General features: G+C 42.4%; 21 protein-coding genes. 13 read left to right on the top strand and 8 right to left on the bottom strand.

Going from position 1 to position 22,194, the window contains the following annotated elements; genetic code table 11:
• Positions 1-45: 45 nt before the first annotated feature.
• Entirely contained in the window at positions 46-1,887 is a 1,842-nt protein-coding gene (locus tag FKV42_RS03890; RefSeq protein ID WP_154808932.1) for a PINc/VapC family ATPase, read from the bottom strand.
• Positions 1,888-1,993: 106 nt separating this feature from the next.
• Positions 1,994-2,356, bottom strand: a complete 363-nt coding sequence (gene hisI / locus FKV42_RS03885) for a phosphoribosyl-AMP cyclohydrolase (protein WP_154808931.1) — start codon at positions 2,354-2,356, stop codon at positions 1,994-1,996.
• A gap of 104 nt (positions 2,357-2,460) precedes the next feature.
• On the opposite strand from hisI, the gene FKV42_RS03880 reads away from it, so the two are divergent.
• The 10 genes from FKV42_RS03880 to FKV42_RS03835 all read left to right on the top strand — a co-directional run bounded on the left by FKV42_RS03880 (position 2,461) and on the right by FKV42_RS03835 (position 12,503).
• Positions 2,461-3,225, top strand: coding sequence for an RAD55 family ATPase (locus FKV42_RS03880; RefSeq protein WP_154808930.1), 765 nt, complete (start codon positions 2,461-2,463; stop codon positions 3,223-3,225).
• Positions 3,226-3,370: 145 nt separating this feature from the next.
• Positions 3,371-4,549: a hypothetical protein gene (locus FKV42_RS03875; RefSeq protein WP_196214044.1), complete on the top strand. Its 1,179-nt coding sequence runs from the start codon at positions 3,371-3,373 to the stop codon at positions 4,547-4,549.
• A gap of 140 nt (positions 4,550-4,689) precedes the next feature.
• Positions 4,690-5,019, top strand: a complete 330-nt coding sequence (locus FKV42_RS03870; RefSeq protein ID WP_154808928.1) for a HesB/IscA family protein — start codon at positions 4,690-4,692, stop codon at positions 5,017-5,019.
• 45 nt (positions 5,020-5,064) lie between these two features.
• Positions 5,065-5,415: a nascent polypeptide-associated complex protein gene (locus tag FKV42_RS03865; RefSeq protein WP_154808927.1), complete on the top strand. Its 351-nt coding sequence runs from the start codon at positions 5,065-5,067 to the stop codon at positions 5,413-5,415.
• Between the two features lie 394 nt (positions 5,416-5,809).
• A complete protein-coding gene (acs, locus tag FKV42_RS03860; protein WP_154808926.1) occupies positions 5,810-7,699 on the top strand; it encodes an acetate--CoA ligase in 1,890 nt (629 codons plus the stop codon).
• A gap of 84 nt (positions 7,700-7,783) precedes the next feature.
• Positions 7,784-8,581: a beta/alpha barrel domain-containing protein gene (locus FKV42_RS03855; RefSeq protein WP_154808925.1), complete on the top strand. Its 798-nt coding sequence runs from the start codon at positions 7,784-7,786 to the stop codon at positions 8,579-8,581.
• A gap of 193 nt (positions 8,582-8,774) precedes the next feature.
• On the top strand, positions 8,775-9,044 hold the full coding sequence (locus FKV42_RS03850; protein WP_154808924.1) for a thioredoxin family protein: 270 nt from the start codon (positions 8,775-8,777) through the stop codon (positions 9,042-9,044).
• 117 nt (positions 9,045-9,161) lie between these two features.
• On the top strand, positions 9,162-10,175 hold the full coding sequence (locus FKV42_RS03845) for an MBL fold metallo-hydrolase (protein ID WP_394348040.1): 1,014 nt from the start codon (positions 9,162-9,164) through the stop codon (positions 10,173-10,175).
• A gap of 88 nt (positions 10,176-10,263) precedes the next feature.
• Positions 10,264-10,680: an EMC6-like membrane protein gene (locus tag FKV42_RS03840; protein ID WP_154808923.1), complete on the top strand. Its 417-nt coding sequence runs from the start codon at positions 10,264-10,266 to the stop codon at positions 10,678-10,680.
• Between the two features lie 50 nt (positions 10,681-10,730).
• A complete protein-coding gene (locus FKV42_RS03835; protein ID WP_154808922.1) occupies positions 10,731-12,503 on the top strand; it encodes a ribosome biogenesis/translation initiation ATPase RLI in 1,773 nt (590 codons plus the stop codon).
• 352 nt (positions 12,504-12,855) lie between these two features.
• On the opposite strand, the gene FKV42_RS03830 is transcribed toward FKV42_RS03835, so the two are convergent.
• On the bottom strand, positions 12,856-13,650 hold the full coding sequence (locus FKV42_RS03830) for an alpha/beta fold hydrolase (protein ID WP_154808921.1): 795 nt from the start codon (positions 13,648-13,650) through the stop codon (positions 12,856-12,858).
• Between the two features lie 261 nt (positions 13,651-13,911).
• Here FKV42_RS03830 and FKV42_RS03825 point away from each other — a divergent pair, with 261 nt between their 5' ends.
• Positions 13,912-14,595: an AIM24 family protein gene (locus FKV42_RS03825; RefSeq protein WP_230375487.1), complete on the top strand. Its 684-nt coding sequence runs from the start codon at positions 13,912-13,914 to the stop codon at positions 14,593-14,595.
• A 53-nt stretch (positions 14,596-14,648) separates the two neighbouring features.
• On the opposite strand, the gene FKV42_RS03820 is transcribed toward FKV42_RS03825, so the two are convergent.
• From FKV42_RS03820 to FKV42_RS03800, 5 genes are read right to left on the bottom strand one after another with little or no spacing between them, the layout of a single operon-like run.
• The gene (locus FKV42_RS03820; RefSeq protein ID WP_230375485.1) at positions 14,649-14,963 is read right to left on the bottom strand and encodes a hypothetical protein; all 315 of its coding nucleotides are present in this window, start codon (positions 14,961-14,963) and stop codon (positions 14,649-14,651) included.
• A 56-nt stretch (positions 14,964-15,019) separates the two neighbouring features.
• Positions 15,020-15,433, bottom strand: a complete 414-nt coding sequence (locus FKV42_RS03815; RefSeq protein ID WP_196214043.1) for a hypothetical protein — start codon at positions 15,431-15,433, stop codon at positions 15,020-15,022.
• A 28-nt stretch (positions 15,434-15,461) separates the two neighbouring features.
• The gene (locus FKV42_RS03810) at positions 15,462-17,282 is read right to left on the bottom strand and encodes a COG1361 family protein (protein ID WP_154808919.1); all 1,821 of its coding nucleotides are present in this window, start codon (positions 17,280-17,282) and stop codon (positions 15,462-15,464) included.
• Between the two features lie 24 nt (positions 17,283-17,306).
• Positions 17,307-18,377, bottom strand: a complete 1,071-nt coding sequence (locus tag FKV42_RS03805; protein ID WP_154808918.1) for an ABC transporter permease — start codon at positions 18,375-18,377, stop codon at positions 17,307-17,309.
• Positions 18,378-18,403: 26 nt separating this feature from the next.
• Entirely contained in the window at positions 18,404-20,176 is a 1,773-nt protein-coding gene (locus tag FKV42_RS03800; protein WP_230375483.1) for an ABC transporter permease family protein, read from the bottom strand.
• 171 nt (positions 20,177-20,347) lie between these two features.
• Here FKV42_RS03800 and FKV42_RS03795 point away from each other — a divergent pair, with 171 nt between their 5' ends.
• On the top strand, positions 20,348-21,157 hold the full coding sequence (locus FKV42_RS03795) for a mechanosensitive ion channel family protein (protein ID WP_154808916.1): 810 nt from the start codon (positions 20,348-20,350) through the stop codon (positions 21,155-21,157).
• An 84-nt stretch (positions 21,158-21,241) separates the two neighbouring features.
• Positions 21,242-22,159, top strand: coding sequence for an ABC transporter ATP-binding protein (locus FKV42_RS03790; protein WP_230375480.1), 918 nt, complete (start codon positions 21,242-21,244; stop codon positions 22,157-22,159).
• Positions 22,160-22,194 lie beyond the last annotated feature (35 nt).

Below are 22,194 nucleotides of genomic sequence, written 5' to 3'. Positions count from 1 at the left end.
ATAAAAAGTCTGTAAAAATAGAAAAGATGCATGATGACGGCGTCATCAGATCTCTTTAACCCAGATAACTTCTCCTTCCTGCAAGGCATACATAATATCGTGTGCAACCTCTGAATCAGATCGCACCTTGATATCTCCATGTCTGCCAACAGTTGCTGAGAACAGGAATCCTTCACCTGCATAGACTTCAACATCTCTTGCTGCAGCCTCAGGGACATTGAGTATAACATGCTTTTTGCTGCGTTCAATGATAGGGTGATATTCCTTCTTTTCACGGGGCCTGCGCTCTTCCCCCTCCTCAAACTTGCGCACATCTATATGAATTCCCAGTGACCTTTCAATCTCATCAATGGTCTTTCCACCCTTACCGATCACTCTTGGAAGTTCTTTATCTCCTACACGTACAAAAGCACGGTTATCTGAGACCATTTCCACTTCTATCGGACCGCTGGCATAGTTACTGATATAATCCTTTAGTTCCCCTTCTGCAAGTTTCCATGAAGGGCTTCTCTGTTGTTCACCACCAAGTGGCATTACAACAACCTGCTCACCGTAGGTGTATATCTCAAACTCGTTCTTTCCAGTCTCAAGATCAGAAACAAGAATCACCGGTCTTGCAAGGTCAGCCTCCATCATTCCGGCAGGCACCTTCACCGTGAACTCAAGTACCTGTACCTTTGCGATCTCTCCCTTGTCGATGAAAATAACCGTATCAACAACCTGGGGAATAACACCAAGTTCCACCCTTCCGATAAGTCTCTGGATTGCGTCTACTGCGCGGTTTGCATGGACCACTCCTATCATACCCACACCGGCAAGTCTCATGTCTCCAAAAGTCTCAAAGTCTCTGGTTTTGCGCACCTCGTCATATATAGTATAATCAGGACGCACAAGCAGCAGCACATCGGCTGTATTCTCCAGACTTCCGTCAAGAGGTGCGTACTGGGTGATCTCTCCCGGAACCTGCAGGTCACGAGGAGATTCCATGGTCTTGACAACGAATCCCCTGTCTTTCAGGTAGATTGCAACTCCTGCTGCAAAAGTGGATTTACCTGCACCAGGAGGTCCTGCGAAGAGGATTCCTCTCTGGGTCATTATTCTTTCCTTAAGCACATCGCTAAGACGATACTCTTCAAGTGAAACAGATGCAATAGGCCTTACAATTGTAATTTCAACATCATCAGAGAACGGTGGTGTGGAAATAGCTATCCTCATGTTCCTTATCTGGAGTACCGTTGCACCACTGAATGACATTTCTGTGAATGATTCCTGATCAGAGCGTGCCCTGTCAAGTAACTCCCGTGAAATCATTTTCAGTTCATAGTACGTGCAGGGCTCATCCCTGATCTTCATGTACTGCACATTTCCTATGGAACCTCTCTTTGCCATAGGGCAGACCTTGTGTTTCAGGTGCACTGACATTGTGTCTGGTGTGAAAAACTCATCAATGAGAAGCGGTCCGAATTCCTCTATTGGAGGCTTAACAAAATCCACATCAAGTCCCTTTGCTTTTGCAACAAGTGACTGGACTTTGTCTCCTGTGACAAATTTAGCTTTAAGCTCAACTGCTGTCTCTCTAATAAGGGCATCTATCTCCCCGCCCTTTGCAAGTTTAACCTGGTCAGAATTAGGTCTGATACCTGTGAAAAATAATCTGATATCGCCGCTTTCAGCGAACTTCTGGAGTTCCTGAACCTCTTCAAGACCCTTGTATCCGATCTCAAGCCCGCGGTTTGCCTGGGCTTCCAGTTCAGCCATAACTGCTTCAGGTACATATATATCTACATCCCTGAGTCCCTCATCGCGTATCCTTCCTGAAAGGATACCGTCTATTACCGCACTGGTATCAGGAACTATTATTTGCCTGTTTTGTGAACTCTCTTCCATAATTACGAATAAGCTGTTGATTCTATAATATTATATTGCCACCCTGCTTCAGGCAGCGCAAAAAAAGTAACTGCTGTTTGTGTTAGCAGTCAATTACGTATGTTTTTCAGTAAACATCTTCCGGGTTGAAAACTTTCTCTCCGACTTCTTTTCCGTCTATTGTTCTGTAAAAACATGAACGGAATCCTGTATGACATGCTCCTCCTGTTTGCTCGACCAGCATAAGTATGGCATCCATGTCACAATCAACGCGTATTTCAACGATTTTCTGGGTATGACCTGAACTTTCTCCTTTCTTCCAGAGATTTTGCCTGCTGCGGCTCCAGTAGTGAGCAATACCGGTCTCAATTGTTTTCTCAAGTGCTTCCCTGTTCATGAAGGCGCACATAAGCACTTCTTTGGTATTACTGTCCTGTGCAATGGCTTGGATAAGACCATTGTCATATTTGAGGTCATCGAGATTTATCATGTGCACCACTAATTGCTATATACTATAAAATACTATTATCTATCTGTATTAATATAATTAATCGCAAATTATATCTAAATATTTTTATTATCAGGGGTCAAACTATGGATTACAGTTTTGATGGTACAGGTGGATTCAAAATCCCTACAGGTATAGGCGGACTTGATGTACAGCTTGGAGGAGGGGTTCCTCCGGGAACAACTATTCTTATTCTTGCAGAACCGGGAGCAAACTCTGAGATGTTTGCCCAGCAGTTTGTTTACGGTGGTCTTCTGAACAATGAAGATGTCTTTTATTTCACATCAGAGCATCCGGCTCAGGAGATAGTCCATGAGATGGAGGATATGAAATGGGATGTAGAGAAATTTATGGAGGATGGGCAGCTACAATTTGTGGACGCATATCTCCCAAGATTCTACAGTGTTCTCCCTAAAGAGTTCACCAGCGATATCTCGGCTAAGGATTTCCTTAAAAAGGGAATAGATTCTATGGGTCTTCTTAAAGCAACAGTGAAACAGCCGAGGACTGAAAAATATCGTGGTGTTATAGATTCAATATCATATTTCCTGCGTGCTTATAACCTGGCTAGTGTGGTTGATGCTATTGAAATGATCTCTTCGATTGGAAAAGCCACAGGAGCAATTCACTTAATACTGATGACAAGCGGCATGCATGATTCTATTACCGAGAACACCTTACGCCACATATGTGACGGGGTTGTCGAATTCAGGATAAAAGAACGTGGAAGTGAGATAGAGAGAACGATCATGATACGGAAGATGCGTGGAATGCTGGTTCCTAACAGGACAATTTCTTACATGGTTACACATAAAGGAATTGAGCTTGAAACAACTACTCGTGTCCTCTGATACGGCCCATTTCAGGGTCATTTTTACCTTTACTTTTTTATTCACAGAAAGCTATTTTAATTAACCGGCAAAATGGATAATGATCATAATGAAACAGGAACTAGTGCGAATTTTGAGGGATATTTTCATATCAGCGGGCTATGACATGTCCGAATCATTCAGGTTTGATCTGATAGCCGAAAAGGACGGCTTAAAGACATTTATCAGACTTTCATACAATCCTGACCTTGAGGATATAAGGGACTTTAAAAGTCAGGTTACAGAAGGACAAGGTCTTTACATACTGGCAAGTGACGTAAGCGAGTCATTCTTACTAAATGCACATGACGTCGGCCTGACTGTGTGGACACGTGACGATATGGCTGTAAGGATTGGAAGGGCAATACTTGCAGATATGGAAGGAAGTACCAAAGACCTTCAACTTCTTGATGTGCTGAGTACTAAGAAACCTGCTTCCAGCAGTGTTGATGAAGTCGCAAAAGAAGCTATCAATGCGATATTTGGTACCGGTTCTTCCTCACATGTGGAAGAAAAAGTTCTTGAAGCATCTCTGGCATCACGTCCGCCAAGAGCTCCGGTGATTCCTGACAATAAACCCATGGAGGTTCAGTATTATCGCCCTCGTGGCGCTGCCCCGTCTGTAGAGCCTGCTCCCGAGGAATCTTATGTACCCGAAACATTCGAGGAGCCGGAAACAATTTCAGAGGAAGAATCATTTGTGGAAGCTCCTTCAGCTCCGGTAAACCTTGCATCTGAAGAACCAATTGTTATGAGCCTTCACTCCCCACCTGTAAATGTATCCGAGGACCGTGCATATTCAATAGCGGCTCCTCATATCCGTGGAGCTAATGCGGCTGTTCTGAAATTCGTTCCTTTCTGGAGGTACAATTACTCCCTGAATGTGGAGCATCACTATCGTTCTAAGATAATAGATATCTCCGGTGATGGTTCCGGTTATGTTAATGCCCTGAATGGGAATCCTGAAGAAGTGAACCTTCAGAATGTACAGAATACAGTTTCTGTTCCAAATGTGGAATATGATGTCAAAATGCCTGCGACATCTGAGCAAGAGGCCACAACGAAATTGCTTGATGATATTATTGATGAATATACCCGTGATCTGCGTTTTGATGCTACACAGGGAGAAACAATAATTTCCGAACACAAAAAGTTTAAGCCAGATGCATCAGACATCAATCTTGATGTAGAACTTGTCTATGTGCCTGTATGGGAAGTCAAAGGTCAGAGAAATTCAGTAGAAATCAATGCTTCAAGCGGTGAAGTTCTGCGAAATCCAGTTGATAATGACGTAGAATTTGTCTGAACTTTGCCTGAACTTTTATATTTAACAGCTGCACGAAAAGTTCGTATCAATGCGAATAAACTTATATATCAAAAACACATATAAGGGATTACCCGGTAGTCACCTTGTATCAATTTTAAACAAATAATGAGGAATCAACAATGGTAGAAGTAACTGACAATGCAGCAGTCGAATTAAAAGCACTGCTTGAGGAACAGGATAAACAGGGTCTCGCTCTTAGGGTTTTCGTTGCAGGCATGAGCTGCTGCGGTGTGCAGTATGGAATGTCACTTGAGGACGAGATCAGCGAAGAACATGACCTCGTAGTTGAGGACAAAGGACTTAAGATCGTCATGAACAAGGATGATGCAGATGGTCTTTTAGAAGCAAAGATCGATTATGTAGATGGTCCTTCCGGCAAGGGCTTTGTAATCGACAACAAGAACGGCGGTGGCTGCAACAGCTCATCCTGTGGTGGCGGTTGCTGTTAAGTAACATTTATCTGGATAATTAACAATTTCATATAAGGTGATTACATGTTTCCGGGAATAGGTGGCAGGGGAATGAACCCTGCAAAAGTAAAACAGATGATGAAACAGATGGGTATAAACATCACTGAGATCGACGACGTTGAACAGGTTATTATTAGGACGCCTGCAAAGGATATCGTTTTTAATGATGCCAATGTCTCCATTATGAATGCTCAGGGTGTGGATACTTATCAGATAGTCGGTACTCCGGAAGAGGTCGCCAGGGAAGTCCAGATACCTGATGATGATGTGAGGCTCGTTGCAGAGCAGACCGGAGTTTCTGAGGATCAGGCACGTGAAGCATTGAAAGGTGCTAACGGTGACCTGGCAGAAGCGATTCTGGCACTTTCATCATAATCCTTTTTCCATTTTTTAGATATTGGTTTTATCCGGAGACGGATCTCTCTGGATTCTATTTTTCAGATTCGATTGTATATGTATTTTGTAGGATAAATACTTCAGATTTCCTTATTAATTCATACTTTTGTTTATTATTTTATGATATGGTATCTTTATGGAGACCAAAATAGGTATATAGTAATATCATGATTATACATGATGGTTGAGGTGTGACCACCCAAGGTCACTCTTTCAATGCGGTCCCTTTCATGTCCCGGGGTTCCACATGGAATCTTTGTTTGTTCTTCAAAATGACATGAGACGGTTGCTCTGCAGATATTGGTTTAAGACCTTGAGATAGTTCAGGGTCACTAAAGAAACATAATGATTATTACTTATATATGGAGTGAACATGTCTGAAAATTTTGATGTCAAATTGGATGGGAAAAGCTATCTTCCTGATCCTTCCGTAAAAGAAAATTCATGGATCGGCGATTACGAAACTGCTTACAATGAATTCCTCAAAGACCCTGAAAAACACTGGGAAAACGTTGCTGAAGAACTTGAGTGGTTTGAGAAGTGGGATAAGGTAAGAGAATGGAACCACCCATACGTAAAGTGGTTTACCAATGCTAAAATGAATATCACTCACAATTGTCTTGACAGGCATGTGATGAACGGTAAGAGGAACAAGGTAGCTATCATCTGGGTAGGAGACGATGGTGAGGAAGTTGTTCTCACATATCGTCAGCTTTACCGTGAGGTTATGAGATTTGCCAATGGTCTGAAGTCTCTTGGAGTTGAGAAAGGCGATCGTGTCTGTATTTACATGCCTTTTGTCCCTGAGCAGATCATAGCAATGCTTGCATGTGCACGTATAGGTGCTGTACACAGTGTTGTTTTTGGTGGATTCGGTGCTATTGCACTTCACTCAAGAATCAAGGATGCACAGGCAAAGGTAGTCATTACTGCTGATGCAAGTCTGCGACGTGGAAAGAGGATCGACCTTAAGACTCTTGTAGATGAGGCTGTAGTTAACGCTTCCAGTGTAGAGAAAATCGTTGTTCTCAGGAGAATGACGCCGCAGATGGAGCTTTTCTCTGAGATAGAGGTTGATTTCTACGAGATCATGGAAGATGTTGACAAGGAATGTGAACCAGAGGTAATGGATTCCGAGGATCCGCTGTTCATTCTTTACACCAGTGGTACAACAGGCCCCGCAAAGGGAATTGTACATGCCTGTGGCGGTTACATGGTCGGTACATATTACACTACAAAGAACATGTTCGACCTTCAGGAGAGCGATGTTATGTGGTGTACGGCAGATCCCGGATGGATCACTGGTCACAGTTACATTGTTTATGGTCCGCTTTCCATGGGTGCAACTATCCTGATATCCGAGACAACTCCTGATTATCCTGACCCCGGTGTCTGGTGGAGTATGATAGAGGAGTTCGACGTCACAATATTCTACACAGCACCTACAGCTATCAGAATGTTCATGAGAATGGGCGAGGAGTGGCCTGAAAAGTACAACCTCAGTTCATTGAGAATACTGGGTTCTGTCGGTGAACCTCTAAATCCAGAGGCGTTCGAATGGTACTATCGTGTAATTGGTAAGGAGAAGTGTCCGATCCTTGATACATGGTGGCAGACTGAAACCGGAATGCACATGCTCACAACTGCTGTTGGTGAGCCGATGAAGCCAGGTTTTGCCGGTCGTCCGGTTCCGGGCATCGTTGCAGATGTAGTTGATGAGAATGGAGAACCGGTTCCTGCCGGTACAGGTGGTATCCTTGTTATTAAGGAACCATGGCCTTCTATGATGAGAACGGTTTACAACAACGATGAGAGGTATCGCCAGTACTGGAGCACCGTCGGGAACTACTATGCAGCAGGTGACCTTGCTGTAAAGGATGAGGATGGATACATCATGATCCTTGGACGTTCTGATGATGTACTGATCGTTGCCGGTCACAACATCGGCAGTGCAGAAGTTGAAAGTGCTCTTGTTTCCCACGAAGCTGTTGCAGAAGCAGCAGTAATCGGAAAACCAGATCCACTCAAGGGAGATTCAATCAAGGCTTTCATCATACTGCGTATGGGTTACACAGCCAGTGATAAACTTAAACTGGAGCTTGTCTATCACGTAAGAATGAACCTCGGTCCGATAGCCATTCCTTCTGAAATCGAATTCGTTGAATCCCTGCCAAAGACCCGAAGCGGAAAAATAATGAGACGTCTTCTCAAGGCACAGGAACTTGGCCAGGACCCCGGAGACATTTCTTCACTGGAGGACTAATTCCTCCTTTTATTTTCTTTTTTATTCCTTTAAAATAGCAATAGTTATGAATAATCGGCTACAATTAGTCACGCAGGTGACAAAATGATAGACTTTTTTGACCTTTACCTTACAGAAGATTGCCCATACGGAGATGAGACTACTGAGTTTCTTGAGATAGAAGGCAATGGCCGGATTCGTATAAAATCAAGGGAACATGGGGTTGCTGCTTGCATGGATGATCTTGCAGCTTTCTACAGGAAAAATGGTCTTGAAGTCGTGAACATGGTTCCAAATGGGGATGAGTTCAATTCCAACGATGTTATTTTTGAAGCTCAGGGTGATCTACCTACTATTTTCAAGCTCTGGAGAATATCACAGACATTCCTTTCAATGGTCTGTGCCATTGCATCAAAAACACGTTTTACTGTTGAACTTGCAAGAAAATTAAATCCTGACATAATGGTGGCAACAAGCCGCAAGACCCATCCGGGATTCAGGAAATATGAGCTCAAGGCGGTAAAGATCGGTGGAGGAGACCATCATCGCAACTCTCTCAGTGATTCCATTCTTGTCACACAGAATCATCTTGATGTCATGGAAAAGCGTGTAAAGCTCAGAGCCATGCGCAAGATTGAGATTGAACCAAGAACCAGGGAAGAAGCTCTGGAAGCTGCTCCGGTTGCAGATGTTCTTTTGCTTGATCATTACAGTCCGCAGGAGCTTGAAACATTTATACCTGAACTGAAAGCTTTGAATCCACATCTTGAGATTGCAGTCGGTGGAATTGATCTTAACATGGTTTCTGATTATGCAAAACATGTGGACTTTATTGTGACTACTGCTCCTTATTATGCCAAACCGTTGGATCTGACTTCCAGGATTAGAAGGATTTCTATATAATTCCGAAGCGAAACGCTTATATATGAGTGACAACATGGTTGTGTATATGTCTTGCATTACCGATGCATGACGACTTCTATGTTTTGGATTTTTTAACAACAAGAAGGCATTTTCCGCTTAATTGTGATGGATGCAAATAAATATCATTGTTCCTTCATATTAAGCAATATTACAAATTATTAGAGGTATTCATATGAGCAAAGTAGAACTTTTGGATTTCAGTGCAACATGGTGCGGACCTTGTAAGATGCAGAAGCCTCATCTTGAAAAGGTTGAAGCTGAACTTGCAGGTCAGATCGATGTAAAGGTTGTTGATGTAGACCAGAACCAGAGCCTTGCAGCGCAATATGGTATTCAGGCAGTGCCAACACTTATCATTCTCAAGGACGGGGAAATGGTAAAGCGCTTCACAGGTCTTACTACTTCAGGCATACTCCTTGAAGAGCTTAAAAAGGTGCTTTAAGCACCTGATTCATGTTTTTTATTCTTGTTTTTAGTCCATTCATAACATTCTGTTTTTACCTTTTTTCAAAAAAGCGTAAATACCTTAAGGTCATTCCAGTTTCGAGGGTTACAGGAATTGAAAGAACTGGTTGATCTTGGTGTAATGGTTTTCAGGGAAAAGAATTCCCGCGGTTCGTTCAAACCGCATCTTTCCATAAAATTCAGATCAACCGAAGGAAAACTTGTAACTTTTTCTATCGATACAACACGTACTCCTGCAAAATACCAGCAACCTGATGCTTATCTTATCACCCACGCTCATTCAGATCATAACGGCAAATCTGCAATGCTTTCAGATCGTTCAGTCTGTTCTGAAAAGACTGCTATTGCACTTGAGATACGTCATGACCGCAAATATGCAGGCAGGACGTTCAAGGTAGGAGAAACCATTGATGTCAGTGGCGTAAAAGTTCACACATTCCCGAATTTCCATACTGTAGGTTCAACATCCTTTCTATGGGAGAATGAAGTAGGAACACGCATACTTGTCACAGGTGATGTGAAAGATGCTTCCATGCTTCCGAAATGTGATCTGTTGATAACCGAAGCCAACTATGGTGACCCCGGTGATACAACCTGCTTCTTTGATGATGATCTGGAAGGCTTTGAGAATGCTGTCAGGGATAATCCTTCAATTGCTTTTGGAGCCTATGCATTCGGCAAAGCACAAAGAGCCGTGGAACTTTTAAGGGGTTTTGGCTATGATGGCGTCATCGAAATGGATGAGAAATCACTTTCCCTTACGCGTACTCTTCTTGAGGATGCCGGGGAACTGGAATATCTCGGAAATTGCTGCGGTGACAGTATATGTATAGTACCTCCCTGGGATCTGGACAAACTACCGTCCAATATTTCTAAATTCGTAATGACAGGACGCAGCGATTATCGCTACCCTGCAATCCAGATAAGTGACCATCTTGACGCACGCGGGCTTGTTGATATGGTAAAGAACATCGATCCAGAGTTCACGGTTGTCTATCATCCCAACGGTCATCGTCCCGGAAGATTTGCAAAACACCTCGATTCTATTGGTTTTAATTCACTTTCCATTGATCAGATAGAAAATGTCCTGAGCAATGAATTTGTATGAAGTTTATTCTGGCAGGATAAACATTTATATAAGTACTTGATTTTATAGTACCCACACTATCCAAGTTGTACCAGGAGATCAGATCAATTTGTCAAAATCATCCAAGAAAAAGCCGTCAGTGGCCAAAAACGAAGTAAAACCCGCTGATGAGGCGCAACCAGCTCCTACTCAATCCCATGGTAGATCACAGTTTAAGATGAAAAGCCCGGAGGAAAAGAAGGAGGCTCATAAGGAGGGAATCATCAAAACGGCAGTTGCTGCTATTATAGGAATGGTAGCAGGCATAATTGCTTATATGCAGCTTGGTGAAGGTATTCCCGGTGAAACTGGTTATGAGTGGTATGTTATACTAATGTTCATAGTCGGTATCTCCTTCTATGTCATGAAATTCTCATTCCCGATATTCAAGATAAAGCCCAAAGAGTTTGGTTTCAAGGACTGGTTCTACGTTGAGTTCATAGTTGTTGACTTCTGTCTTGTAACATGGACATTGCTTCTGAATTGATCTTCTATTTTTATCCTTTATTCACTTTATTTTATTGACAGGGATCTTACATGCGAATTGCCATATTGAACAAAGACAGGTGTCAACCAAGACGCTGCAGTCATGAATGTGAAAAATATTGTCCCCGTGTGAGAACGGGTGACGAGACCATCATCTTTGGAGAGGACGGAAAGCCAATAATCTCCGAAGAGATGTGCGTAGGTTGTGGTATATGTGTCCACAAATGTCCTTTTGAAGCTATAATGATCATCGGTCTTCCTGAGGCACTTACCGAACCAACCCACAGGTATGGTCCCAATGGCTTTGCACTGTATGGCCTGCCGGTTCCACAGGTTGGGAAAGTAACCGGTATCCTGGGTCCTAATGGTATTGGTAAAAGTACCGCAGTACAGATCCTGTCAGGAACTCTTGTTCCTAACTTCTCAGAGGATAACAGCAACTGGGAAAAGGTTCTTGAACACTATGCAGGTACAGCTCTTTATGATTATTTCAGTGACGTAGTTGACGGTGACATAAAAGTCTCACAGAAGCCCCAGTATGTGGATATGATCCCCAAGGCTTTCAAGGGCAAGACCAGTGAACTCCTTGACAAGACCGACGAAAGAGGCGTGCTCCCAGAGCTTGTTGAACGTCTCAACCTTTCACATGTAATGGATCGCAAGATAACAGAGCTTAGTGGTGGTGAACTCCAGAGAGTTGCCATTGCAGCCTGTGCAGCCAAAGATGCAGATTTCTACTTCTTTGATGAAATAAGTCCATATCTTGATATTTACCAGCGTATCAACTCCGCACAACTCATTCAGGAGATTGCCGAGGACAAGGCGGTTCTTGTTGTAGAACACGACCTTGCGATACTTGACATGCTTGCTGATGCAGTGCATGTGGCATACGGTGAGCCAGGTGGATACGGTGTGATCACACATCCAAAGGGTGTGCGTGTTGCCATTAACCAGTATCTTAAAGGATTCCTGCCTGAAGAGAACGTGCGTATAAGACCTGAAGCTATCAAGTTCGAGGTTCACCCTCCAAGAGTTGAAACAGATATCAACACACTTCTTGACTATGATGCTTTCTCCAAGAAATATGGTGAAGGCTTCTCACTTTCAACCGATGGCGGTTCACTGAAAGAGGGTGAGGTTCTGGGAATTGTCGGTCCTAACGGTATCGGTAAGTCCACATTTGTCAAGATACTCGCAGGCGAGATAGAGCCTGATGAAGGAAAACTTGACCACGATATCAAGATCGCATACAAGCCACAGTACATCAAAGCTGACAGTCCGATGCAGGTTCGCTATTTCCTGGGCGGTCTTTCCAACAAGTTCAATAGCAGTTATTTCCAGACTGAGATTGCAAAGCCACTGAACATTGAGAGGCTCTATGACCGCATGCTCACAGAGCTCAGTGGTGGTGAACTCCAGAGAGTTGCTATTGCCGCATGTCTCTGCCAGGATGCTGATATGTATATTCTTGACGAACCAAGCGCCCACCTTGACGTAGAACAGCGTTCAATGGCAACAAAGGTCATCAAAAGATTCGCCGAGAACAACAGTAAGACTGCAATGGTGGTTGATCACGATATTTACATGATAGACATGCTCAGTGAGCGTCTCATAGTCTTTGAAGGTGAGCCGGCAGTCTATGGTAAAGCACATGAGCCTTCCAGTATGCAGGATGGTATGAACAAGTTCCTTGCAAATCTGGATATCACATTCAGGCGTGATGAAGATACTTCCCGTCCAAGGGTCAACAAAAAAGATTCAAGACTTGACAGGGAACAGAAATCCAAGGGCGAATATTACTACCACGACATTGCTGATGAATGATTATTCATCAGTCTTTTTTTCTAATTTTGGCTCTGTAGAATTCCTGTTTAAATGAGTGACACAAACTTTGTTTTTTTCATATCACAAAAACAATCTGCAAGCTAAAAACAAAGTAACCATCCGCCGAAGGCGGCACATTTCGATGTTGCTATACAGAAGATAATCCCTAAGATTATGCAGTCGTACTGATTATTTTGTTTCTTCTTGTGGGAAAACGCCAGTTTCACCGGGCCTTCCAGACTATTGACCTGCAAAAACCGATTTACTTATCTTAAAGTTTAAATGGCAGGATTTCCACAGAGTCCTAATTCTACTTATTCTTAGTTTCCAGGGTATTCTCTTTCTTTTTAAATCATTCAAGCTCTTTTTCAAGTACCTGATAGAACTCTCTGGATGCATGCCTTTCAAGCCACGGATAATGCCCGCAGTTCTCAAGCAGGATTGACCTGAAGTTATCCAGTATTTGTGAGAGGGGTTCCTTCACTCCTTCGTATGGATGCGGGTCATAATTTCCATGTATGGCAACCACAGGACAATGGATATCTTTTCCCATGTTCAGGAGTTTTTTTGACCTTCTGAGGTAATCAGCTTCTTCCCATACTCTTTTATTGAGGTCATAGCAATCATGACCGAATACCGGATTAATCTCCCACATTGATTCAAGTTCAAAGGAATCCGCATCGGAAATAAGCTTTCCAAATTTTGCAAAAGCAGCGTTCTTATTGCGTACAGCAGGATTATTCATGCTTGTACTCAGGTGCAGGTATTCCTGCCTTCCGTCTTCTCCGAGTCTTTCAAGTCTGGTGGCCATGATAGATCTGGCATAGTTCTCCTCAAATGGTCCGCTGGACACAAGAATCAGCTTACTGACATATGCCGGATAACGCGCAGTGAACATAAAAGCCAGCCATGCACCCCAGGAATGACCTATCAGTGTCACTGGTAGTTTTGCATGCTTTTTTAACATAGCCCTGAGTTCACGGATCTGCCCGTCAACACTCATAGCAGTCTGTAAAGGTTCCAGAACACTGAATTTGTCTGAAAGTTGTTCGGCCATGTCAGTTACAGTTCCGGGTGCACCGGGACCACCGTGTATGACTGCAATCTGGTAAGGTTCATGTCCGTGTTTTATCGGGTTTGAGTACATTTTGTCATCCGACAGTTTAGGTATATTTATATGTCAATATTAGTATATTATTCAATTGCAAAAAGCAAAGTTAATCTACCTTAATGTGATTTTTCACCTGGATGTGGTATCATAGCGGAAAGTAAATTCTATAACAACATTAACGTTCTTGACAGTGTCGATAAAGGAAATTTCAAAGCAGAGATCATAGAGTACAAATCTCTAACAGGAAGCAAGAATCCTTCCCTTGCAAGGCACCTGTACTATATACAGCAGGCAGGTATGACCTTAAAGCAGGTAAAGGTCACATTGAACAATAGCGGTGTAATCGTAGAACCTGGAGCTCTTTATTTCCAGAAAGGTAACATCACATGTGATGCAAACATAGGCGGTGTCGGTGGTCTTGCAAAGAAGATGATCAAGAACAAGCTCACAAATGAATCTACTTTCAATCCACTTTACAAAGGCTCCGGTGAGATATTCCTTGAACCAAGTTTCAGTCATTTCATCGTTGTAAGCCTTGACAATGGTTCTATAATCGTGGACAAGGGTATTTTCTACTGCGCAGAATCAAGCCTTGAAGTTGGAGTCGCCTCCCAGAAGAACATCTCTGCAGGTCTTTTTGGTGGAGAAGGATGGTTCCAGACAAAGATAAGCGGAACAGGTACATGCATACTTGAAAGCCCGGTACCCATGTCTGAAATTCTGAAATATAACCTTGACAACGAACGTCTTCAGGTCGATGGTAACTTTGCTCTTCTAAGATCCGATTCCGTGAAATTCAGTGTCGAAAGATCTGGAAAAGGAATTGCAGGAAAGCTTACATCAGGAGAAGGCCTTCTTCAGACATTTGAGGGAACAGGTGCTGTATGGCTTGCACCAACACAGCCGGTTTACGGTTCTATCGGAGCAAGCGGTGTTTCATCACTTGCAGCAGCACCATATAACAGGAATAATCCTGCATAAGAGGAGTGATTTACTCCCCTCTTTTTTTCAGATAATTTTAAGCATATTACATTTCAGTCTTCACATTCCTGCTCATTGTTGTTGAAATCTTTTCCGAAATTTCTGGCGTAGCTGTAAGCCTGGTATATGTTATACATCCAGAATACAATGAAAATGAAGAACGGTACTACGAGATAAAATGTGATTATCAGTATGAAAGCCAGTACAAAATAAAAAGACCCTCTGCCAAAGTCTCCATTATACATCTGGCCAAGTCCTGGAAATATTGCAGAATATAGTCCGGCTCTCCATGCCTGTGGTTTGAATTCATGGACGGCGGTTGCTATCTCATCATTGCTTTCTATTATCTCTTCGGTGTTCAGACACACACCCCTTATTAGTCTATGTTAAAAGATGTGCTGTATGCATAACACCTTTACGCCAATCATTTTTTGCGATTAAGGAGATCCCTGGCTTTTCCTATCGCATCGTACACACTCTTATCCAGGGTTGCAGAAACTCCGACTTTCATTGTACCATCCGGATTATTCTTCATTCTCTTACCCTTTCCAAGATACCAGGTAAGGAATTCCGTATACAGGATAACACCTATGAGTGTGGACCAGATCATAAGCAATATATGGAAATTATTCACCGGTACAAGTCCGTTTGCCAGTGACATCTGCTCAATGGAAAGAAAAGCTATTGAGATATCCGGGATTACTAAAATAAATGCAATAGGGATTACCAGCAAAATAATAAGTGCAAGCCTTGATGACATATTGATCAGGACAAAGAGCACTACAATAGCAAACAAGGCAAAAAGCATTGAAGATCCGATAAACGCTGCAAAATTCATACTCTGGTCCCATCTTAATTTTTTAACATTACTTATATACTCTGGATATAAATAAATATGCAAAGGTTGGTACGATTGCTATTATTACGAAAAGGCTTGCAAAGGATGAAACCATGAATCCAATTGCCTCTGTTCTTGTAATATCAGGGTCTGCAACGGATGTATCACCAGAGTACGTTGCTGAGGCATCAATCTGGTTGTAAGTATCTTCGTAGTTTTCTTCTATCTCTGTAGCTTCATCGTCAATGTAAAGGAAAAGCTCATCCGAAACCACATTATCCTTTCTACCATCCTCATCGGTAAGACTTAGTTCTGTTTCAGGCAGGTAATATTCTCCTGCTCTTTCAGCCTTCACCGTATATGTGAATTCTTTTGTTGTTCCTGCTTTCAGGGTCCCTTTCCATTCACTATCTCCGCTTACATAACTGAGCTCATCAGAGATGTCTTCTCTGAAAGAGATATCAATATCCCTATCTCCGTCATTTGTAACTTTGAGTATTACGTCAATAGTTTCACCGACAACCATGTAGCTGGAACTTATTTCTTTCTGGAGTATAACCCTGGAACCGCTTACGTGGAATATTCCTTCTATCTGGTTGGATTGCATTGTGTAAGTTTCACCGCTATCTTTCCATACTACAGTGGCAGGCTCAAAAGTGAAATCTCCCGGTTCAGTTGAGGATGCAAAATAATTGATGGTCTTTGTTTCTCCTGCTGCGAGTGCCATTGTCCACTCAGTACTATCAATGTCGTCTGGTATGAATTCTGGAGGCAGGACATCGGTGACTGTAACTACTGTCTGGAAATCTGCTTTATTTCCAACTGTAATGCTAATCTGGAAATACTGCTCGGTTCCAAATTCTGGGTCTGAAGATGCCTTTTCTCTGGATATAACATTCTTTTCAATGGAAATATATGAATTGATAGTTGCTTCGGTGTCTTTCTCATTATTGTATTCATTTCCTCTGTAATCGTAACCTTCTACGCTTGCAGTGATCGTAATATCCCTTGTAACAGGTTCAGCATCAGGTTTTACCTGTATCTGGAACTTTTTCTTCTTTCCCGGTTCCAGTATGGAATGCTGCTGTGTTACAAGTTCCGCTTCTCCCTCGTCACATTCAGTTGTAAGTATGATGCCATGCAATGGTATTGACCCATTATTAGTTACCACGAGTTCATATTCCACATACTCATTTTGCTCATAGCTTTCCTGAAGACTGCCAATATCTATCTGGATCTGAGGTTCACCAGGTTTAAGTGTTTCAATGAAAACTTCCTGCGTGTTCTTATTGATATATACAATATTGATCATGAAATCCTCTGTGAATTTTTCATAATCTCCGCTATTGTATGTTCTTTCGTATTCTTCTCCGTCCAGTTCGACAACTACATTTGCTACTCTTTCATCAATCCCTTTCAGGGTAATGCGGTAATCATTTCCGCTCAGGGAATCTCCTGTTTTAAATGCTGTTTTTGGGATATCAGTGACCCATACAAGTTCGGATTTATGTTTGTATATCTCCATGGAAATTTTACTGTTCTCTATAGATTCAACACAAATCTTCAACTCACCATCATAGATATATTCGTTGTTGACTCCGGAGTCGACTTCAAAAGACTTCATAAATACTGAATTAGTATATATCAGCAGGGTTGCAGTTGGTACGTTTGCGTTGTCGATCTCATCCACTTTGACCGTGTAACCTTCAAGGTAGGCTCTTTCTCCTGTCCCAAGTTCAAAAGAACCCTGGTATATCCATATGTCCTCATCTTTTACCGCAGTAGAATTTACAGGATTTATGAATACAGTTATGATTATGGTCAGTAAAAGCAGCTTGATCAGTCGCATTATTCTCATCCGTTTATTTTTCTGTTAAATGTTATGTGGGTCTTTTTTGATCACAAGCATTGTTGCCATATAAAGGAAAAGTGCCAGAAACAGGTAAATACCGGTCCATGTCCAGCTTTCAACAGCAGTGATACTATTGATGGAAAGTCTTGTTACAAGGTTAAGCGGGGAGTTCGTAAAGAGGTATGATGACATGAAAAGGAAGATCAGTACAAGCGAGTACAGTAGCTGTGCTACGCCCCTGTCTTTGAAAAACACTGCTATAATGGTACTTGAAAAAACCAGCACACCAGCTATCAGTGTGACTATAAGCAATATCTGAAGTGAATGACTTATGGATATCCGGTTCATTGACAAAAGCAGCATCCATACAAACGATTGCAGAGGTACTATCAGGATGGCAAGTATGGCTTTACCACTTATGATCTCAAGCAGGGATGCCGGAGATGCCAGAAGCAGGTCCATTGTCTTGCGTTCATATTCTTCAGTTATGAAATCTATGACAAGACCGCCTGAAATGAAAGCAGGTGTGAATACAAGTAATGGCAGAAGTGCCACATAAACGAATTCAAAGAATGTAGAGGACGCTCGAACTCCTCTCTCAATGATATTGAAATCTATAGGTGAATAACCGGGAAGTCTTTGTGTTCTGACATCCCTGACACGCTGTTCATATTCTTCCAGTGACTCCTTCAGCTGGAGCGATATGACAGTTGCCTTTATCTCCGATTTTGGCAGGTATATGTCAACGTTGAGCAGGTCTGTGCCTTCGGCTGTTCCAAGTGGCGTAACTATGATGGCATCTATCTTTCTGTCATAAAAATCTCCATAAGCCGGAATGAAGTCATCGTAAAGATACGTATGCACGTTGTTTTCAATAAGTATCTGATATAGCTCATCGTTCTCAGTTCCGACAACTCCGATATTTATGCCTTCGAAGTCAACATCTCCAAGTGCAGTAGGGTCATAGAAAGATGTCAGCCCTATTACAAGGAAGGTTGAGAATGATGCTATGAAAAGCTGGATTATAATGGCAAGTATGAAAGTTTTTTCTGTAAGGAGGTCTTTGAACTCCTTTTTTGCAACAGTTTTCATTTTCCTGCATGAAATTCCCTTACTGCTCAGAATAACAGCCCCCTGAGAATTGTCATGTTATACAGGCTGTGGAAGATAGTTGCCAGTATCACTGCATATTTGTAAGCATCAGGTCCTTTCCAGTACATCACCAGTGAACTGATTGCTACGGTTGTTACATGCAGTAGCAGTGGTATCAGCAGCATTGCACCCATGGTCATTACCGTTCCAAAGGCTGAACTTGCAATAGGTGCAAGTGTAAGGACTGCAACAGCTTTTTCTCCAACAAAGAATCCTGCACCGGATAGTATTGACAGTCTGACGGCATTTTTGAATGTTATTTCTTTTAGCTTTCTCTTGAAAAGTGTATAAATGCCAATGGATTTGACTATCTCTTCAGCCAGTGCCGACAGTACGATCATTGCAAGTATTGAATATGGCACCGGGAGGTTGAAAAGCATGACAATGAGCATAAGCTGTGTCATATATACTACCGGGATGAAGATGATGCTCAGGAAAAAGACTGATCCGTAGCGGTATGAAAGGAACATCTCAAAGCAATCTATTATCTTTGAGCCGATTGATTTCTGAGTGAACAGATCCTCTTCCCTGAAAATGGAAGTTCCAAATACATACACTGCACCTGCTACAAGATAGAACGGCAGTGTGGAGAACAGGTATGTGCTCATTGGTACGGATTCTCCCTCTATGAGCCTGACTATAAGTGTAATTGGGGAAATGGAACTTATGGCATGGATGTTTGCAAACATTGCCGGGAAGAACAGGTATCCTGATATCACTACTGAAAGGAAGACACTTGCAAACGTGAGTTCCTTGAAACTTCTTGAAAGAATAGCGCTGTAAAATGAAAGTGCAAAGAAGAGTAGTATTACCGGAAATATAGCAGCCAGAACCAGGATTATTCTTTCCACATCAGCAAGTGTAGATGGCATCTTGAGTATGTACAGGGTTATAGCTGCCTGTATTGCCATTGTTATAACAAGGTATGGTACAGTCTTGCCAATCACAACGTCTCTGCTTCTCAGTGGAGCTATAAGTATGAGTTCTCCTTTCCTGTTAGTTCGTTCATCCATGAGGCTGGTGGAGTAGAACTGAGATACGAAATATATAGGGAATATGAACAGGAATGCGTAAAGTATTGCTGTAAAAGGAACAGGTGGGTTGAAGTTCGATGGGGTTGAAAGGGTCTGCTTTTCAAAGAATGTCTTTCCTTCTATGGCATCAAGAGCCTCAATATCTTCGGGAGATATTGTTGATGAACCGGTTCTAACACTGCCGTCACCGCTTGCTCCTTCGCTTCCCCCGGGTACACTCTCAAGTGCTGCTGTACTGTTGTATCCTCTGCTGATCTCATCTATTGTGCTTTCGGTTCCTGCAAGCTGGAAGTCCTGGGGTCTTTCAAGGTCATGAACAGTGACCCATACAGGGTGACTGTTGTTCACGTCATTGTAAGACGTGAGTACGATCTCCCTGTATTCTATGAATGTGTTCTCCAGTGCATCGGCTGCAGAGGCAGCTTTTCTTGTATCACTCAGGTAGACATTGTTGCCGATAATAGCCATGTCAGCGCCATATTCATAGTACACAGTAGTCTTGTATCTGTCTACCAGCATGTAGTCAAAGCGCTGGTCAGTCTGGATAATTGGTTGCACGTCTGGCTGGGAAAAAGCTACCATGTATATCTTCTGGTTCATGCTCATTCCTGTTTGTGATGCTGCGTAGGATGCCGCTATTACCAGTATTAGCGATATTATGAGCATGATTATTGAGCGTGCGTCAAATTTGAGTTTTGATCGCATTAGTTCCCATTTAGCGATAGTTAACCAGCCAGGCATATACATTTTATTAGGGATCTATTATATTAATATCTATTTCATAAAAATACAGTGTATATTAATTGAAAAGAGTTATATGCATCAAAGTACCCACTACTTAATGGTACATCTCTACTATTTTCTGGAGTGATTCAAATGGCAGATATTTTATCTCAGGCTATTCCTTACACAGATATCACAGTGGCAAATATTTTATTTGCTTTGGTGGTTCTTGTTGCCGGAATTATTATTGCGGGAATACTTTCCGGTATGTTCCGCAACGGATTGAAAAAGACAAAACTTCCTGCGTTAGTTATTGAATTCCTTGTGCGTTTCCTGCGCGCCTTATTATACGTGGCTGTACTTCTGGCAGTTGTCAGTGCACTTGGAATTGACATCAGTTCCGTGGTTGTAGGACTTTCTGCAGTGATAGGTTTGGTTCTTGGATTCGGTATGCAGGATTCCCTGAACAATCTGGCTGCAGGTGTGTGGATAGCATCCCTCAGGCCACTTGACAAAGGAGAATTTGTAACAGTCAATGGAATGTCAGGTAATGTACATGCAGTGGGTATTATGGCTACGGAACTTCTCACACCTGACAACCAGTTCATAACCATTCCAAACAAACTTGTGTGGGGCAGTCCAATTATCAATGTGACCCGCATGCCAACCAGAAGAGTTGCTGTTGACGTAGGTGTAAGTTATTCTACTGATATTCCTAAAGCTGTGGCAATTGCAATGGATGTGATCAAAAAGGATTCACGTGTGCTTGCTGATCCGGCACCTGCAGTTGTAACAACAGAACTTGCAGACTCCTCTGTAAATCTGCAGCTTCGTGCATGGGTGAATACCGGAGATTTCTGGGCTGTTAAGAACGATCTTACAATAGCTATTCATGCAGAATTCGGTGCACAGGATATTGAGATTCCATTCCCACAGATGGACGTGCACATGTACAAGAACTAAAGTCTTGCTGGCATAGTTGTATTCAACTATGCTCTGTTTTATTTTATAATTGAATTTATATATAGTCAGGTTCATAGTCTATGTGTGGAACCCGGCATAATTGAAGTAAAAGGACTTCGCAAGGAATATGGCGACTTTGTAGCCGTTGACAACCTTTCATTCTCTGTAGAAAAGGGACAGATATTTGGTATAGTTGGGCCAAACGGTGCAGGTAAAACCACCACCTTAAAAATGCTCAGCAGTCTGATCAGGCCAACAGCCGGTTCGATTCACATGCAAGGTCTGGATATAGCCACCGACGCAGTTGAAATTAAGTCATTTCTTGGTTTTCTTCCTGAAGAGTCCCCACTTTATGAGGGCATGGAAGTAGACGATTACCTTCTGTACTTTGCTGAGTTATACAGTGTTCCTAAAGACCGGGCAAAGAAAAGGATACGTGAGCTTCTTTTTGATCTTGCGCTCAACCCTGACGGCAAGAAGATAGGTGACCTTTCAAAAGGTATGAAGCGTAAGGTCGCTATTGCTCGTTCACTTATCAATGACCCTGATATTCTTATCTACGATGAACCTGCATCGGGTCTGGACCCTATGACTTCCAGGTACATTACGGATTATGTGCGCTCCCTGAAGCAATCCGGTAAAACCATCATCTTCAGTGCCCACAACCTGTACCAGGTGGAAAGTCTTTGTGACAGGATACTTATCTTAAAAGGCGGAAAAGTTGTGACACTTGGCACGGCCGAAGAGATCAGGAAAGAGTATGGTAAGATTCAGTATCGCCTTGAGTTCAAGGTTGATGACATTACAGGCTATACTATCTCTGAAGTGGTCAGGGAAGTTGATGAGAGTTTTGTTGTCATTACAAATGATATTGATGTGGTTAACCAGACAACTAAATGGGTAGCTTCCAAAGGCGGGGACATTGTTGAAATGCGTACCATAGTCCCGTCACTTGAAGAGATTTTCCTTGAGCTTATGGGCGTTGAACTTTTTGTTGATTGATCTTCTTTCTCTTTTTCATACAGCATACGCTTTTA

It is taken from the genome of Methanolobus vulcani (genome assembly GCF_006546655.1).
Classification (GTDB): Archaea; Halobacteriota; Methanosarcinia; order Methanosarcinales; family Methanosarcinaceae; genus Methanolobus; species Methanolobus vulcani_A.
This window is presented reverse-complemented; position numbering and strand designations above follow the sequence as displayed.

Bases quoted from the DNA above. Each gene is read 5' to 3' on its own strand.
- FKV42_RS03890 (WP_154808932.1), bottom strand. From the start codon at position 1,887: ATGGAAGAGAGTTCACAAAACAGGCAAATAATAGTTCCTGATACCAGT.
- hisI (WP_154808931.1), bottom strand. From the start codon at position 2,356: ATGATAAATCTCGATGACCTCAAATATGACAATGGTCTTATCCAAGCC.
- FKV42_RS03880 (WP_154808930.1), top strand. From the start codon at position 2,461: ATGGATTACAGTTTTGATGGTACAGGTGGATTCAAAATCCCTACAGGT.
- FKV42_RS03875 (WP_196214044.1), top strand. From the start codon at position 3,371: ATGTCCGAATCATTCAGGTTTGATCTGATAGCCGAAAAGGACGGCTTA.
- FKV42_RS03870 (WP_154808928.1), top strand. From the start codon at position 4,690: ATGGTAGAAGTAACTGACAATGCAGCAGTCGAATTAAAAGCACTGCTT.
- FKV42_RS03865 (WP_154808927.1), top strand. From the start codon at position 5,065: ATGTTTCCGGGAATAGGTGGCAGGGGAATGAACCCTGCAAAAGTAAAA.
- acs (WP_154808926.1), top strand. From the start codon at position 5,810: ATGTCTGAAAATTTTGATGTCAAATTGGATGGGAAAAGCTATCTTCCT.
- FKV42_RS03855 (WP_154808925.1), top strand. From the start codon at position 7,784: ATGATAGACTTTTTTGACCTTTACCTTACAGAAGATTGCCCATACGGA.
- FKV42_RS03850 (WP_154808924.1), top strand. From the start codon at position 8,775: ATGAGCAAAGTAGAACTTTTGGATTTCAGTGCAACATGGTGCGGACCT.
- FKV42_RS03835 (WP_154808922.1), top strand. From the start codon at position 10,731: ATGCGAATTGCCATATTGAACAAAGACAGGTGTCAACCAAGACGCTGC.
- FKV42_RS03830 (WP_154808921.1), bottom strand. From the start codon at position 13,650: ATGTACTCAAACCCGATAAAACACGGACATGAACCTTACCAGATTGCA.
- FKV42_RS03825 (WP_230375487.1), top strand. From the start codon at position 13,912: ATGACCTTAAAGCAGGTAAAGGTCACATTGAACAATAGCGGTGTAATC.
- FKV42_RS03815 (WP_196214043.1), bottom strand. From the start codon at position 15,433: ATGAATTTTGCAGCGTTTATCGGATCTTCAATGCTTTTTGCCTTGTTT.
- FKV42_RS03810 (WP_154808919.1), bottom strand. From the start codon at position 17,282: ATGCGACTGATCAAGCTGCTTTTACTGACCATAATCATAACTGTATTC.
- FKV42_RS03805 (WP_154808918.1), bottom strand. From the start codon at position 18,377: ATGAAAACTGTTGCAAAAAAGGAGTTCAAAGACCTCCTTACAGAAAAA.
- FKV42_RS03800 (WP_230375483.1), bottom strand. From the start codon at position 20,176: ATGCGATCAAAACTCAAATTTGACGCACGCTCAATAATCATGCTCATA.
- FKV42_RS03795 (WP_154808916.1), top strand. From the start codon at position 20,348: ATGGCAGATATTTTATCTCAGGCTATTCCTTACACAGATATCACAGTG.